This is a genomic window from Conexibacter woesei Iso977N (assembly GCF_000424625.1).
Taxonomy (GTDB): domain Bacteria; phylum Actinomycetota; class Thermoleophilia; order Solirubrobacterales; family Solirubrobacteraceae; genus Baekduia; species Baekduia woesei_A.
Genome location: NZ_AUKG01000002.1, coordinates 637,982 through 650,858, shown reverse-complemented (window position 1 = coordinate 650,858; position 12,877 = coordinate 637,982). Strand labels below are relative to the sequence as shown.

The 12,877-nt window shown below is 72.4% G+C and carries 15 protein-coding genes; 6 read left to right on the top strand and 9 right to left on the bottom strand.

Annotated features, from left to right (window positions below; all coding sequences use genetic code 11):
• Positions 1-85: 85 nt before the first annotated feature.
• Positions 86-2,155, top strand: a complete 2,070-nt coding sequence (locus H030_RS0115395) for an NAD(+) synthase (RefSeq protein WP_027006757.1) — start codon at positions 86-88, stop codon at positions 2,153-2,155.
• Here H030_RS0115395 and H030_RS32550 read toward each other — a convergent pair.
• The 6 genes from H030_RS32550 to H030_RS0115365 form a co-directional block, all read right to left on the bottom strand.
• On the bottom strand, positions 2,152-3,204 hold the full coding sequence (locus H030_RS32550; protein ID WP_081690842.1) for a Dyp-type peroxidase: 1,053 nt from the start codon (positions 3,202-3,204) through the stop codon (positions 2,152-2,154). The genes H030_RS0115395 and H030_RS32550 overlap by 4 nt on opposite strands.
• A gap of 6 nt (positions 3,205-3,210) precedes the next feature.
• Positions 3,211-4,041 (bottom strand): PrsW family glutamic-type intramembrane protease, encoded by an 831-nt coding sequence (locus tag H030_RS32545; RefSeq protein ID WP_051222815.1) that lies wholly within the window; start codon positions 4,039-4,041, stop codon positions 3,211-3,213.
• Between the two features lie 63 nt (positions 4,042-4,104).
• Positions 4,105-4,260 (bottom strand): hypothetical protein, encoded by a 156-nt coding sequence (locus H030_RS39115; protein ID WP_231398450.1) that lies wholly within the window; start codon positions 4,258-4,260, stop codon positions 4,105-4,107.
• A 79-nt stretch (positions 4,261-4,339) separates the two neighbouring features.
• Positions 4,340-5,710, bottom strand: a complete 1,371-nt coding sequence (locus H030_RS0115375; RefSeq protein WP_027006756.1) for an NAD-dependent succinate-semialdehyde dehydrogenase — start codon at positions 5,708-5,710, stop codon at positions 4,340-4,342.
• Between the two features lie 131 nt (positions 5,711-5,841).
• Entirely contained in the window at positions 5,842-6,222 is a 381-nt protein-coding gene (locus tag H030_RS0115370; RefSeq protein WP_027006755.1) for an ATP-binding protein, read from the bottom strand.
• 63 nt (positions 6,223-6,285) lie between these two features.
• Positions 6,286-6,708: a nuclear transport factor 2 family protein gene (locus H030_RS0115365; protein ID WP_027006754.1), complete on the bottom strand. Its 423-nt coding sequence runs from the start codon at positions 6,706-6,708 to the stop codon at positions 6,286-6,288.
• Between the two features lie 120 nt (positions 6,709-6,828).
• On the opposite strand from H030_RS0115365, the gene H030_RS0115360 reads away from it, so the two are divergent.
• A complete protein-coding gene (locus tag H030_RS0115360) occupies positions 6,829-7,662 on the top strand; it encodes a fumarylacetoacetate hydrolase family protein (RefSeq protein WP_027006753.1) in 834 nt (277 codons plus the stop codon).
• Between the two features lies 1 nt (position 7,663).
• Here the strand turns inward: H030_RS0115360 and H030_RS32540 are convergent, their stop codons facing one another.
• Both H030_RS32540 and H030_RS0115350 read right to left on the bottom strand, forming a co-directional pair.
• Positions 7,664-8,206, bottom strand: a complete 543-nt coding sequence (locus H030_RS32540; RefSeq protein ID WP_051222813.1) for a DUF488 family protein — start codon at positions 8,204-8,206, stop codon at positions 7,664-7,666.
• A 4-nt stretch (positions 8,207-8,210) separates the two neighbouring features.
• Positions 8,211-9,149: a LysR family transcriptional regulator gene (locus H030_RS0115350; protein WP_027006752.1), complete on the bottom strand. Its 939-nt coding sequence runs from the start codon at positions 9,147-9,149 to the stop codon at positions 8,211-8,213.
• Between the two features lie 71 nt (positions 9,150-9,220).
• Between H030_RS0115350 and H030_RS0115345 the strand changes: the two genes are divergently transcribed.
• From H030_RS0115345 to H030_RS0115330, 4 genes are all read left to right on the top strand, one after another.
• A complete protein-coding gene (locus H030_RS0115345; protein WP_155892067.1) occupies positions 9,221-9,565 on the top strand; it encodes a hypothetical protein in 345 nt (114 codons plus the stop codon).
• A gap of 64 nt (positions 9,566-9,629) precedes the next feature.
• Positions 9,630-10,505: an EamA family transporter gene (locus H030_RS32535; protein ID WP_035127779.1), complete on the top strand. Its 876-nt coding sequence runs from the start codon at positions 9,630-9,632 to the stop codon at positions 10,503-10,505.
• A gap of 37 nt (positions 10,506-10,542) precedes the next feature.
• A complete protein-coding gene (locus H030_RS32530; protein ID WP_081690841.1) occupies positions 10,543-11,961 on the top strand; it encodes a DHA2 family efflux MFS transporter permease subunit in 1,419 nt (472 codons plus the stop codon).
• Positions 11,958-12,413: a PaaI family thioesterase gene (locus H030_RS0115330; RefSeq protein WP_027006750.1), complete on the top strand. Its 456-nt coding sequence runs from the start codon at positions 11,958-11,960 to the stop codon at positions 12,411-12,413. The genes H030_RS32530 and H030_RS0115330 overlap by 4 nt, the downstream gene beginning before the upstream one ends.
• An 8-nt stretch (positions 12,414-12,421) precedes the next feature.
• Here the strand turns inward: H030_RS0115330 and H030_RS0115325 are convergent, their stop codons facing one another.
• Positions 12,422-12,865: a hypothetical protein gene (locus H030_RS0115325; protein ID WP_027006749.1), complete on the bottom strand. Its 444-nt coding sequence runs from the start codon at positions 12,863-12,865 to the stop codon at positions 12,422-12,424.
• Between the last annotated feature and the right edge of the window lie 12 nt (positions 12,866-12,877).

Sequence of the window (12,877 nt, the reverse complement as noted above, 5' to 3'; positions counted from 1 at the left end):
GCACGGTAGAGCCCCGCCCGGCCGGGCTGGCAGCGCGCTTGCAGCACCGCCGCCTCCTACGCTTTCCGGTAAGACCTGCTCGCAGATGACGTTCCGCTCGCTCTACAACCACGGCTTCGCGCGCGTCGCGGCGTGCACCGGCCCGATCGCGCTCGCCGATCCGGCCGCCAACGCGCGCGCCCTGGCGGACCACGTCCGTGCGCTGCACGACGACGGCGTGGCGGTCGCCGTGTTCCCGGAGCTGGGCCTGGTCGGCTACTCGATCGACGACCTGCTGATGCAGACGACCGTCCTCGACGCGGCCGAGGCCGCGATCGCCCAGCTGGCGGCCGAGACCGCCGAGCTGCTGCCGCTGATCGTCGTCGGCGCGCCGCTGCGCCACCGCAACCGCATCTACAACTGCGCGGTCGTCCTGCACCGCGGCGCGGTCCTCGGCGTCGCGCCGAAGTCCTACCTGCCGAACTACCGCGAGTTCTACGAGCGCCGCCAGGTCGCCCCGGGCGACGACCTCCGCGGGCAGACGATCACCATCAACAACGCGCAGGTCCCCTTCGGCCCGGACCTCCTCTTCGCCGCGACCGACATCCCGCACCTCGTCGTCCACGCCGAGGTCTGCGAGGACATGTGGGTCCCGGTTCCGCCGTCGGCCGAGGCCGCGCTGGCCGGCGCGACCGTCCTGCTCAACCTCTCCGGCAGCCCGATCACCGTCGCGCGCGCCGAGGACCGCAAGCTGCTCGCGCGCTCGGCGTCCTCGCGCTGCCTCGCGGCCTACGCCTACGCCGCGGCCGGCGAGGGCGAGTCCTCGACCGACCTGGCCTGGGACGGTCAGACCATGGTGTATGAGAACGGCGACCTGCTGGCGGAGACCGAGCGCTTCCCGCAGGGCCGCCGCGCGTCGGTCGCCGACGTCGACCTCGACCGCCTCCACCAGGACCGCCTGCGGATGGGGACGTTCGACGACAACCGCCGCACGCACGCGGCGCGCGTGGACGCGTTCCGGACCATCACCTACACCTCGGACCCGCCCGTTGGCAAGGACCTTGGGTTGCGCCGCGTCGTCGAGCGCTTCCCGTTCGTCCCGGCCGACCCCCAGCGGCTCGCGCTGGACTGCTACGAGGCCTACAACATCCAGGTCGCCGGGCTGGTCCAGCGCCTGGGCGCGATCGGCGGCCCGAAGGTCGTCATCGGCGTCAGCGGTGGGCTGGACTCGACCCACGCGCTGATCGTCGCCGCGCAGGCGATGGAGCGCGCCGGCCGGCCGCGGACCGACATCCTGGCCTACACGCTGCCGGGCTTCGCGACGTCCGACGAGACGAAGGCCAACGCCCACACCTTGATGGACGCGCTCGGCGTCACCAAGGCCGAGCTCGACATCCGCCCCACCGCCGAGCTGATGTTGCAGGAGATGGAGCACCCGTACGCGGCGGGCGAGCGCGGCGAGGGCGTCTACGACGTCACGTTCGAGAACGTCCAGGCGGGGCTGCGCACCGACTACCTGTTCCGCCTCGCCAACCAGCACGGCGGGATCGTGCTCGGCACCGGCGACCTGTCGGAGCTGGCGCTCGGCTGGGCGACGTACGGCGTCGGCGACCAGATGTCGCACTACAACGTCAACGGCGGCGTCCCCAAGACGCTGATCCAGCACCTGCTGCGCTGGGTGATCGCGTCGCGCCAGTTCGACGACGCGGTCGGCGACGTGCTGCAGAGGATCCTGGAGACCGAGATCAGCCCCGAGCTGGTCCCGGGCGAGGTCCTGCAGTCCACGCAGTCGAAGGTCGGCCCGTACGCGCTGCAGGACTTCAACCTGTACCACGTGCTCCGCTACGGCTTCCCGCCGTCGAAGATCGGCTTCCTGGCCTGGCACGCGTGGCGCGACGTGCACGGCGGCGCGGCGTGGCCGCCCGGCTTCCCCGAGAGCGACCACGTCGAGTACGACCTGCCGGAGATCCGGCGCTGGCTGGAGCTCTTCTGCCGCCGCTTCTTCGCGTTCGCGCAGTTCAAGCGATCGGCGCTGCCGAACGGCCCGAAGGTCGTGGCGGGCGGCTCGCTGTCGCCGCGCGGCGACTGGCGCGCGCCGTCCGACGGCAACGCGAACGTCTGGCTGGCCGAGCTGGACCGCTTCGGCGCCGACGCCTGGGCGGCGTCCGGCGACTAGTCGCGCAGCGAGCCGATCCCGAGGCCGCCCGTGGCGGGCGGCGGCGCGGGCGCGGCGGGCGGGGCCTCCGCCGCCTCCTCCTCGGCGGGCGCCGGCGTCTCGTCGGCCAGCCCCTCCAGCACGTCCGGGGTCGGCACGAAGAACGTCGTCCCGGTCACCGCCGTCGAGAAGTCGAGGATCCTGTCGTAGCGACCCGGCCGATCGCCGAGGAACATGCGCTGCAGCATCGTCTCGATCACCCACAGCCGCGACGCGTAGCCGATGAAGTACGTCCCGTACTCCCCCGCGCCCGGCCGCCCGAAGGGCATGTTGTCGCGGATGATGTCGAGCTCCTCGCCGGTCTGCGGGTCCTCGATCGTCGTCAGCGTCTTGTGCGCGGGCGCGTCGGGGTCGTCGTCCAGCTCGATGTTCTCGACCTTCGTGCGGCCGATGACCGCCTCCTGCTGCTCGACGGTCAGCGCGCCCCACGCCTCGAGGTCGTGCACGTACTTCTGGACGACCACGTACGCGCCGCCGCCGAAGTCCGGGTCGGCGTCGCCGGTGATCCACGCGGCGTCGGAGATCTCGGCGCCGGTCGGGTTCGCGGTGCCGTCCACGAAGCCGAGCAGGTCGCGCGCGTCGAAGTAGCGGAAGCCGCTGACCTCGTCCTCGACGACGACCGCGCCACCCAAGGCGTTCAACAACTGCCGCTCCAGCTCGAAGCACAGGTCGGCGCGCTCGGACCGGATGTGGAACAGGACGTCGCCCGGCGTGGACGGCGCGTCGTGCCCGTTCTCGCCCCGGATCGCGTTGAACGGCCGCAGGTCGATCGGCCGCGGCCCGTCCGGGCGCAGCCGGTCCCACAGCGCGCGCCCGATCCCGACCACGCACGACAGCCGCGCCTCGCTGGACCGGAAGCCGACGGTCTTGACGAAGTCGGCGATCCCGGAGACCACCTCACGCGCGGTCGCCAGCGACTCGTCGTCATCGCGCACCGACAGCACGAGGAAGATCGCGTGGCGCGTCAGCGGCTGGTCGACGGCCTGTCCGGAGGCAACGAGGTCGCTCATCGCTCCCTACTCAACCACACGCCAGCGCCGCCGGACCAGCCACACGCCGATCGCCGCGACCACGAACATGAACAACCACTGCAGCGCGCCGACGAGCATCACGGCGTCCGCGTCGACCAACGCGCTCGCCGCGTTCGACGACGCGTCCCACGCCGCGTGCAGCAGCACCGCCACCACGTACGCGAACGGGATCGACCACGACCACGCGGGCCGGTTGCCGTGGCGTGCCGCGGTCGCGAACGCCGCCGCGCCGACCAGCGCGGTCCAGACGCCGTGGCCGAACGGTGCGATCACCGCGCGCAGCAGCTCCTCCGACACGAGGTCGCGCGCCGAGAACGCGCCCGACTGCACGCTGTAGGACAGCGAGTAGCCCGCCGCCTCGAAGGCGCCGAAACCGAGGCCGACGGTCGCGCCGAGGATGATCCCGTCGCGCACCCGGTAGCGCGCCAGGCCGCGCGCGACGAGCAGCAGCCCCACGCCCTTCACGGCCTCCTCGATCAGCCCGACCCAGAGGTTCGGCAGCACCCGCGACGGCACCAGCCAGATCTCCAGCGCGGCGCTCGCCAGCAGCCCGAGCACGCCCGCGACGAAGAACGCGACCATCAGCCGCGCGGGCGTCAGCGTCGTGTGGTGGCCGTGCTCGACGACCCAGAACACGCAGGTGACCGGGACCAGGAACGAGCCGAAGAGGACGCTGGCCGGGACCAGGATGTCGTCGTCGGTCGCGACGAGCGTCAGCGTCGTGGCGACCCACAGCAGCAGGCCGACGACGAAGACCGTGCGCCACGCGGGTCCGCGCCGGACGGCGAGGGCGCGCGACGACAGCGAGAGGCTCATGACCCGCTCAGATTCGCGCACCGCCGGGTGATCCGCAAACCGCCCGCCGGGAGTGAAGAGTCGCTAGTCCCCGAGCGGGACCCAGGCGAGCACGAACGCGCCGCCGGCGATCAGCAGCAGCATGTTGTGCCAGTACGCGTCCTGCGAGGCGATGGCGGCGACGAGCATCCCGGCGGACAGGAGGTGCAGCAGGATGTTGCGCAGGATGCGGACCATCACCGCGGTGATCGGTCGATCGCTCCCGGCGCCGCAAGCCGCGGCGCCGGGCGATCGATCATCCGTCGAGTCCGCGCGCGGGCTAGGCGACGACGCGGATGAGCTTCTTGTTCACGAACTCGTCGGCGCCGAAGCGGCCGAGCTCGCGGCCGAAGCCGGACTGCTTGACGCCGCCGAAGGGCAGCTCGACGCCCTCGGCGCCGACCGCGTTGACGAAGACCATGCCGGCCTCGATCTTGTCGGCGACGCGCAGCGCCTGGTCCTTGTCGTTGGTGAACACGTAAGACCCGAGGCCGAAGTCGGTGTCGTTGGCGAGCGTGACCGCCTCGTCCTCGTCCGACACCTTGTAGACCGAGGCGACCGGGCCGAAGAACTCCTCCTTGTAGGCCGGGTTGTCCGGCGTGATGCCGGTCAGCACGGTCGTCTTGAAGAAGTTGCCGTCGCGGCTGCCGCCGGTGACGAGCTCGGCGCCCGACTCGGTGGCCTTCTTGACCTGCTCCTCAAGGCGATCCGCGGCCGCCGTCGAGGACAGCGGGCCGTAGGACGCGCCCTCGACCTTGGGGTCGCTCGGCTCGAGCGCCTTCAGCGCGGCGGTGAACCTCTCCAGGAACTCGTCGTAGAGCGAGTCGACGACGATGAAGCGCTTGGCCGCGTTGCAGGCCTGGCCGCCGTTCTCCATCCGGCCGCCGACCGCGTTCTCGACGACCGCGTCGAGGTCGTCGGTGGCCAGGACCAGGAACGGGTCGGACCCGCCCAGCTCCAGGACGACCTTCTTGAGGTGACGCCCGGCCTGCTCGGCGACGGCGGCGCCCGCGCGGCCCGAGCCGGTCAGGGAGACGCCCTGCACGCGCGGGTCGGCGATGACCGTCGAGATCTGGTCGTTGGTCGCGTAGATGTTGATGTAGGCGTCGGCGGGGACGCCGGCGTCCTGGTAGATCTGCTCGATCGCGGCGGCCGACTCCGGGCACTGCGGCGCGTGCTTGAGCAGGACCGTGTTCCCGATCACCAGGTTCGGGCCGGCGAAGCGGGCCACCTGGTAGTAGGGGTAGTTCCACGGCATGATGCCGAGCAGGACGCCGACCGACGAGCGGCGGATGAACGCCGAGCCCTCGCCCTCGAGCAGCTCGATCGGCTCGTCCTTCAGGAGCGACTCCGCGTTGTCGGCGTAGTAGTGGTAGATCGCCGCCGAGAACTCGACCTCGCCGACGGCCTGCTCGATCGGCTTGCCCATCTCGCGCGCGATGATCGCGCCGAGCTCGTCCTTGCGCTCGTTGTGCAGATCGCCGACCTTGCGGATCAGCTCGGCGCGCTCGGCGACCGTCTTGCCCTTGCTCCAGCCCTCGTGCGCCGCGTAGGCGCGGCCGATGGCCGCGTCCAGGTCGCCGTCGCTGATCGTCGGGTACTCCTTGATCGTCTCGCCCGTCGCCGGGTCGACAACCGCGTAATCAGCCATGTGAGCTCTCTCGGTCCTTTGCTTGGAAGTGAGCAGTTCGTCTGAGACACCATCATGACGCGCGCGCTTCGTGCAGCCTGTCGCACGGCTGACCGCGGCGTGCGCCGGGAAGGCGTACTCGTCCGACGAGGCTAGGCGGTCCGCCGCCAGGCCATCGCGACGCTGGTCCCGCCGGCCGGCAGGCGCCGGACGTCGAGGTCGTCGGTGAGCTGGGCCATCATCGGCAGCCCGAGGCCGGCGCCGGGTGAGTCCGGGCGTGGCGCGAGGCCGCCGCCGTCGTCCTCGATCGTGACCTCGATGCGCTCCGTGCCCGCGGTCGCGGCGACCCGGATCGCGCCCGGCTGCGCGCAGGTCCGGTAGGCGTGCAGCAACACGTTGTTGGCCGCCTCCGAGACGGCGAGCATGACGTCGAACCGCAGCTGCTCGCCGGCGCCCGTCTCGTCCAGGAACGCGCCCAGCGCGTCGCGCAGCGAACCGAGCGTCGCCGGCTCCGCAACCGCCCTGAAGCTCATCGTCCTCGACCCACCCACGCCGCCGAGCGTACTCCGGCGGACAACGGAACACGACTCGCTGGGTCAGGCCGCCGAGGGCTCGGCGTCGGGCTCGATCCCGGCCGCGGCCAGCGCCGCGGCGGCGGTCTCGAAGATCTGGCCATAGACGAGCCCGCCGTCCTGCACGCGCCAGAGCCAACCGCACGGCGAGTCGACGACGCGGCCGGCGCCCCAGGCGTAGACGCGCCCGGTCGCGACGACGACGCCGCCGTCGCGCAGGTACCACGTGTCGGGCGAGGGCCGCAGCTCCTGCCAGACGCGCCCGACGTCCTCCAGGTAGGTCCGCATCCCCTCGTGGCCGCGGTACGGGACACCGCCCGCGGCGATCTGCGCGGTCACGGGCTGGAACACGATGTCGGGTCGGCAGATCGCCACCAGCGCATCCGCGTCCCGGTGCTCGAAGGCCGCGAAGGCGGCCCGCACGATGTCGACGTCGCTCGCCGCCACGGCCCATCACTATCGCAATCCCGGACCCCGCAGCGGACCATTTGTCGGTTTTGCGGACGTTTGCAGGTGTTCGTGCTCACTCCCACAGGGGCCCGCACAACCACTACCGTCCGTTGCCGAATGCGCCTCGTCACGTTCCGCGATCCCCACGGCGCGCAGCGCGTCGGCCGCCTCGACGGCGAGCGCGTCGTCGAGCTGGCGGCCCACACGATGCTCGACTACCTCCGGGGCGAGGGCCACGCGCCGGCCGGCCGCGACCACGCGCTGGCCGACGTCTTCCTGCAGGCGCCGGTCACGACGCCGCCGTCGGTCCGCGACTTCTTCGCCTACGAGGGCCACGTCGCGACCGGCCAGCGCCTGCGCGGCCTCGACGCGATCCCGGACGCCTGGTACGAGGCGCCGGTCTTCTACTTCTCCAACCCCGCCGGGATCGTCGGCCCGCGCGACGCGGTCAGGCGCCCCGCCGGCTGCGAGCTGCTCGACTTCGAGCTGGAGATCGCGGCCGTGATCGGCGAGGACGCCGAGATCGCCGGCTACACGCTGCTCAACGACTGGTCGGCGCGCGACATCCAGGGCCGCGAGATGAGCGTCGGCCTCGGGCCGGCCAAGGGCAAGGACTTCGCGACGTCGCTCGGCCCGTGGCTGGTCACGCCCGACGAGCTGCCGATCGAGGACGGGCGCCTGGCGCTGACCGCGAAGGTCGAGGTCAACGGCGAGGTCCTCTCGGAGTCCGACGCCGGCGCGATGCACTGGTCGTGGCCGCAGCTCGTCGCCCAGGCGGCGCGCGAGACCGAGCTGCGCCCCGGCGACGTCCTCGGCTCGGGCACGCTGAACCGCGGCTGCCTGCTGGAGCTGAACACCGAGGACGGCGCGACGCCGCGCTGGCTGCAGCCCGGCGACCTCGTGACGATCAGCGCGCCCGGTCTGGGCGAGCTGACCAACCCCATCGTCTAGCTCAGAAGGCGAGCCCGAGCTGCTGCGCCGGGTAGCGCGGCAGCCCGCTGTCGCCCTCGAAGACGGCGAACGCCGTGACCGCGTGCGGCTCGATCGCGCCATCCACACCAACATGCCGGACCTGCGCGAGCCCGCGCAGCTCGACGACGTCGGCGATCAGCTGGCGGTGGCAGCGGTGCCAGTCGCCCTCGGCGCACATCACCGCGGTCGGGCGCGCCGCGGCCAAGGCCATCAACTTCTCCAACCCGCGCGCGAACTCGGCCGACGCCATGTGGTCGGCGTAGCCGTTGAAGGCCGGCAGCTCCCAGCCGTCGTTGACCGACCCCGCCACCGGATCGCGATGGCCGCCGAGCTCCACCACATGCGCGTAGGCGATCCCGGACGCCGCCAGCTCGACCGCCAGCGCGTCGTCGTCGAAGTGCGGGTGGCGCCGCGAGCGCGGCCAGCGGCGCACGTCGGCGACCTGGACGACGCCGGCGCCGCGCAGCAGCCCCGCGAACGCGGCGACGCTGTGCGACGAGTGCCCGACGGTGAAGAGGTCCACGCGGCTAGGAGGCGAGCGCCAGCTCGGTCCGCCCCGCGCCGAACTCCGCGGCGACCTCGAGCAGTACGTCGAGCATCGCCTGCTTGGCCGGCGACCGGAACGAGTCGGCCAGCGTCAGCCCCACGATCCGCCGGACCGGCGGGCGGCCCGGGCCGAACGACCGGACGACCACGTCGTCGCGCACGTTGACCAGCGCGAGGTCGGGGATGAACGAGATGCCCATCCCCGCGGCGACGAAGCCCTGGATCGCGTTGTAGTCGTCGAGGTTGAAGGCGATGTTCGGCTCGAAGCCCGCGGCCGCGCACGCGCGCAGGAAGATCGACGTGTCCGGGCACGTCCCCGCGGTCCCGATCATCCACGGCTCGTCGACGAGGTCGGCGAGCTTCAGCCGCGACCGGCTCGCCATCGGATGGTCGCGGGGCAACATGATGTACATGGGATCGTCGAGCAGCGTGACGACGTCGAGGTCGTCCTCGTGGCGCTTGGCGAACGTCGTCTCGATCGACAGCGCGACGTCGGCCTCACCGGTCCGCAGCAGCTTCGCGCCGTCCTCGGGCTCGGCCGGGACCAGCGACAGCTCCACGCCCGGATGGCGCTCCCGGAAGCGCGCGACCGCCAGCGGCATCAGCGTGCAGCACGCGCTCGAGAACGCCGCCAGGCGCAGCCGCCCGCCGCGCAGCCCGGCGATCGCGTGCAGCTCCTCCTCGGCGTCGGCCAGCCGCGCGAGGATCGCGTCGGCGTGGACGACCAGCGCCCTGCCGGCGTCGGTCAGCGACACGCCGCGCGCGCTGCGCTCCACGAGCTTCGAGCCGGCCTCGCGCTCCAGCGCGGCGATCTGCTGCGACACCGCCGACTGCGTGTAGGACAGCGCCTCGGCGGCGGCGGAGAACGACCCCTGCGCAGCCACCTCGCGCAGGACCCTGAGGCGGCGGACGTCAAGCATAAGCAGAACTTACTCGGTCGGTCATCAAATGTCATTTGAGCTAATCGCGCGCAACGCCCATGATCCTGTCCATGCCCCGCAGCGCCCCCTCCTCCCCGAAGCTCCCCCTCATCGCCGCCGTCGTCATCCGTCCCGCCTACCCCGACGACGCGGCGACGCTCGAGCGGCTCGCCCGCCTCGACTCGCGCCGGCCCCTCACCGGCCCGGTCCTCGTCGCCGAGCGCGACGGCAGGCTGCTCGCCGCGCTCGCGACCGAGACCGGCACCACGATCGCCAACCCCTTCGCACCGACCGCCGACCTGGTGGCCCTGCTCAAGACGCGCGCCGCCGACACGGCGCTCGTCCGTGGCCGCCGGGACATCCTCCGGCGCACCGGTGTGAACGCCCGCCGGCGTCCCGCGCTCCTCGCGCGGTGACACCACCGTCGGGCACCTGATGCGCGCCAGCGCCGCTCCTCCCTCTCCGTCCCCTCCTCAGGTGATGCGGGTGTGGGCGGCGCTCGGCGCCATCTACCTGATCTGGGGCTCGACCTACCTCGCGATCCGCGTGATGGTCGAGACCGTCCCGCCCGCGCTCGGCGCGGGCGTGCGCTTCCTGATCGCGGGCGGCGCGATGCTCGCGTTCCTGCTCTACAAGTCGAGCGTCCGGGTCACGCGCGCGCAGCTCGGCTGGTGCCTGGTCGTCGGCTCGCTGCTGGCCGCGGGCGGCAACGGGCTCGTCACGGTCGCCGAGAGGGACGTGCCGTCCGGGCTCGCCGCGCTGCTGATCGCCAGCGAGCCGTTGATCATCGTGTTGCTGCGCGGCGTGACCGGCGACCGCCCGGACCGCGCGACGCTCGGCGGCGTCGCGCTCGGGTTCGTCGGCGTCGGGATCCTGATGCTGCCCGGCGGGCGCCCCGACGACGTCCCGCTCGGGATGACGCTGCTGGTGATCGTCGCCGCGTTCTCGTGGGCACTGGGGTCGTTCATCTCCCCGCGCGTGGACCTGCCGAAGGACCCGCTGCTGTCGACCGCGTGGTCGCTGCTGCTCGGCGGCGGGATCCTGACGATCGGCGGGCTGCTCGGCGGCGAGGGCGGCGACGTCGATGTCGGTGCGTTCAGCGCGAAGTCGCTCGCGGCGCTCGCCTACCTCGTGGTCGTCGGCTCGATCGTCGCGTTCACCGCGTACTCCTGGCTGCTGTCCAACGCGCCGATCTCGCGGGTGTCGACCTACGCCTACGTCAACCCGGTGATCGCGGTCGCGCTCGGCGCGCTGTTCCTGAGCGAGTCGGTCGCCGCCGCGACGGTCGCCGGGATGGCGCTGGTGATCGCCTCGGTCGTCGTCATCGTCCGCCGGGAGGCCGTCGCCACGGAGTGAGTTGCGACATGCAACTCACTCCGCTAGCCTGCGGCGCATGAGCCACCGCGCCCGTGTCGCGTCGATCGTCTCCGTCGGGGTCTTCGTCGCGAGCCTCGACCTCTTCATCGTCAACATCGCGTTCCCCGACATCCAGGGCGACTTCGCCGGGACGTCGCTGGCGTCGCTGTCCTGGATCCTCAACGCCTACGCGATCGTCTTCGCCGCGCTGCTCGTCCCCGCCGGGCGCTGGGCCGACCGCGCCGGGCGCAAGCGCGCGTTCCTCGGCGGGCTGGCGCTGTTCACGGCGGCGAGCGCCGCGTGCGCGATCGCGCCGGGCGTCGGCGTCCTGATCGCCGCGCGCGTCGTGCAGGCCGCGGGCGCCGCGGTCCTGATGCCGGCCTCACTCGGCCTGCTGCTGCCGGAGTTCCCGCCCGAGAAGCGCGGGCTGGCGATCGGCCTGTGGGCGGCGGTCGGCGGCACCGCGGCGGCGGCCGGGCCGGTCATCGGCGGGCTGCTGGTCGAGCTGTCGTGGCGCTGGGTGTTCCTCGTCAACCTTCCTGTAGGGGTTGGTGCGATCGTCCTCGGCGCGCGCGTGCTGCGCGAGATCCGCGAGGAGGACGCGCCCGCGCCGGACCTCCTCAGCGCCGGGCTGCTGACCGCGAGCGTCGCGACGCTGATCGCCGCGATCATCGAGGGTCCGGACTGGGGCTGGACCGACCCGCGCGTGCTGGCGCTGTTCGCCGCCGCCGTTGTGCTGGGCATTGCCTTCGCGATCCGCAGCGGCCGCGTCGCGGTCCCGGTCGTCGAGCCCGAGCTGCTGAGGGTCCGGGCGTTCGCCGCGTCCAACGCCGCGGGCGTATTCTTCTTCATCGGGTTCAGCGCGATGTTGTTGGGGTCGGTCCTGTGGCTGACCGAGGTCTGGCACGAGACCGCGCTGAACGCGGGCCTGAAGATCGCGCCGGGCCCGGCGTTCGCCGCGCTGTTCGCGGTCGCGGGCGGGATCCTGTCGGGCAGGATCGGGCCGCGGACGGTCGGCGCGGTCGGCGCCGCGCTGTTCGCGGTGGCGGGCGTGTGGTGGGCGACGCACCTCGGCACCGAGGTCCACTACGCGGCCGACTACCTGCCCGGGATGCTGATCGGCGGCATGGGCGTCGGGCTCGTCAACCCGTCGCTGGCCAGCGCGGCGACCGCGCAGCTGCCGCCCGCGCGGCTGGCGACCGGCTCGGCCGTCCTGACGATGAGCCGCCAGTTCGGCAGCGCGCTCGGCGTCGCGTTGTTGGTGGCCGTGATCGGGACGCCGTCGCCGAGCGAGGTCGAGAGCGCGTTCCACGACGCCTGGTGGATGATGACCGGCGCGGCCGCGCTGTCGGCGCTGGCGTTCCTGCTCGTCGGGCCGCTCGTGGTGCGCCAGGAGAGCGTGGCGGAGGAGATTGAAGAGGCGATCGTCTCGATGTCCCCGGAGGTGGTCGCGTGAGCGACGCGACCGTCGACCTGGCCCTGACCGGCCTGGAGCAGATGCGCGCGATCATCAGCGGCGCGGGCACGCCGCCGCCGGTCGCGGAGTTGTTGGGGTTCTCGCTCGACCGCGCCGACGAGGGCGAGGCGGTGTTCTCGATGGACCCGCATACCGAGCACACCAACCCGCTCGGGACCGTGCACGGCGGCATCATGACGACGCTGCTGGACTCCGCGATGGGCTGCGCGGTGCACACGACGCTGCCGGCCGGCGTCATGTACACCACCTTGGAGCTGAAGGTGAACTTCCTGCGCCCGTCGTTCGCCGGCGGCGCGCGCCTGGTCGCCGAGGGCAGGGTGCTCAACCGCGGCGCGACCGCGGTCCTGGCGGAGGCGACGATCGTGGAGGAGGGCACGGGCCGGAAGGTCGCCCACGCGACCTCGACCTGCCTGATCCTCCAGCCGCGCTAGCCGCGGCGTCAGCCGCCGTGTGAGATCGCGTGCTTCAACTTGAAGGTGTCGCCGCCCGCGCACGCCTTCAGCGTGTTGGTCGCGGCCTGGTTCCACCTGACGGTGCCGGTCGCGGCCCTCGTCCTGGGCAACCTGGCGCTGATCGTCAGCGTCGCGTTCGGCCCGGCCTTCTGGTTGATGATCGTGACCCTGCCGCCCAATAGCCGGCCGTTGGCGCTGAACGAGGTCGGCGTCTTGGTGCCGTCGGTCGCCAGGCAGTTGACGGTGATCTGGACCGACACGGCGATGGTCCCGCGCACGTTGGACAGGAACATCCCGTCGGCCTTCCTGTGGGTCTTGCCCGACCACACGTCGATCGTCGGGACCCTCGCGGCATGGGCGAGCGCAACCGGGGTGAGCGCGGCAGAGACGGCGACGGCGAGAGCGATGGAACGGCGACGGCGGGCGAGCATGCGCGCGACCCT

Excerpts from the sequence above, each read along its gene's own strand:
- H030_RS32545 (WP_051222815.1), bottom strand. The coding sequence starts at position 4,041 with ATGAGCCTCTCGCTGTCGTCGCGCGCCCTCGCCGTCCGGCGCGGACCC.
- H030_RS0115345 (WP_155892067.1), top strand. The coding sequence starts at position 9,221 with ATGCCCCGCAGCGCCCCCTCCTCCCCGAAGCTCCCCCTCATCGCCGCC.
- H030_RS32530 (WP_081690841.1), top strand. The coding sequence starts at position 10,543 with ATGAGCCACCGCGCCCGTGTCGCGTCGATCGTCTCCGTCGGGGTCTTC.
- H030_RS0115395 (WP_027006757.1), top strand. The coding sequence starts at position 86 with ATGACGTTCCGCTCGCTCTACAACCACGGCTTCGCGCGCGTCGCGGCG.
- H030_RS0115370 (WP_027006755.1), bottom strand. The coding sequence starts at position 6,222 with ATGAGCTTCAGGGCGGTTGCGGAGCCGGCGACGCTCGGTTCGCTGCGC.
- H030_RS0115375 (WP_027006756.1), bottom strand. The coding sequence starts at position 5,710 with ATGGCTGATTACGCGGTTGTCGACCCGGCGACGGGCGAGACGATCAAG.
- H030_RS32535 (WP_035127779.1), top strand. The coding sequence starts at position 9,630 with ATGCGGGTGTGGGCGGCGCTCGGCGCCATCTACCTGATCTGGGGCTCG.
- H030_RS32550 (WP_081690842.1), bottom strand. The coding sequence starts at position 3,204 with ATGAGCGACCTCGTTGCCTCCGGACAGGCCGTCGACCAGCCGCTGACG.
- H030_RS0115360 (WP_027006753.1), top strand. The coding sequence starts at position 6,829 with ATGCGCCTCGTCACGTTCCGCGATCCCCACGGCGCGCAGCGCGTCGGC.
- H030_RS0115350 (WP_027006752.1), bottom strand. The coding sequence starts at position 9,149 with ATGCTTGACGTCCGCCGCCTCAGGGTCCTGCGCGAGGTGGCTGCGCAG.
- H030_RS0115325 (WP_027006749.1), bottom strand. The coding sequence starts at position 12,865 with ATGCTCGCCCGCCGTCGCCGTTCCATCGCTCTCGCCGTCGCCGTCTCT.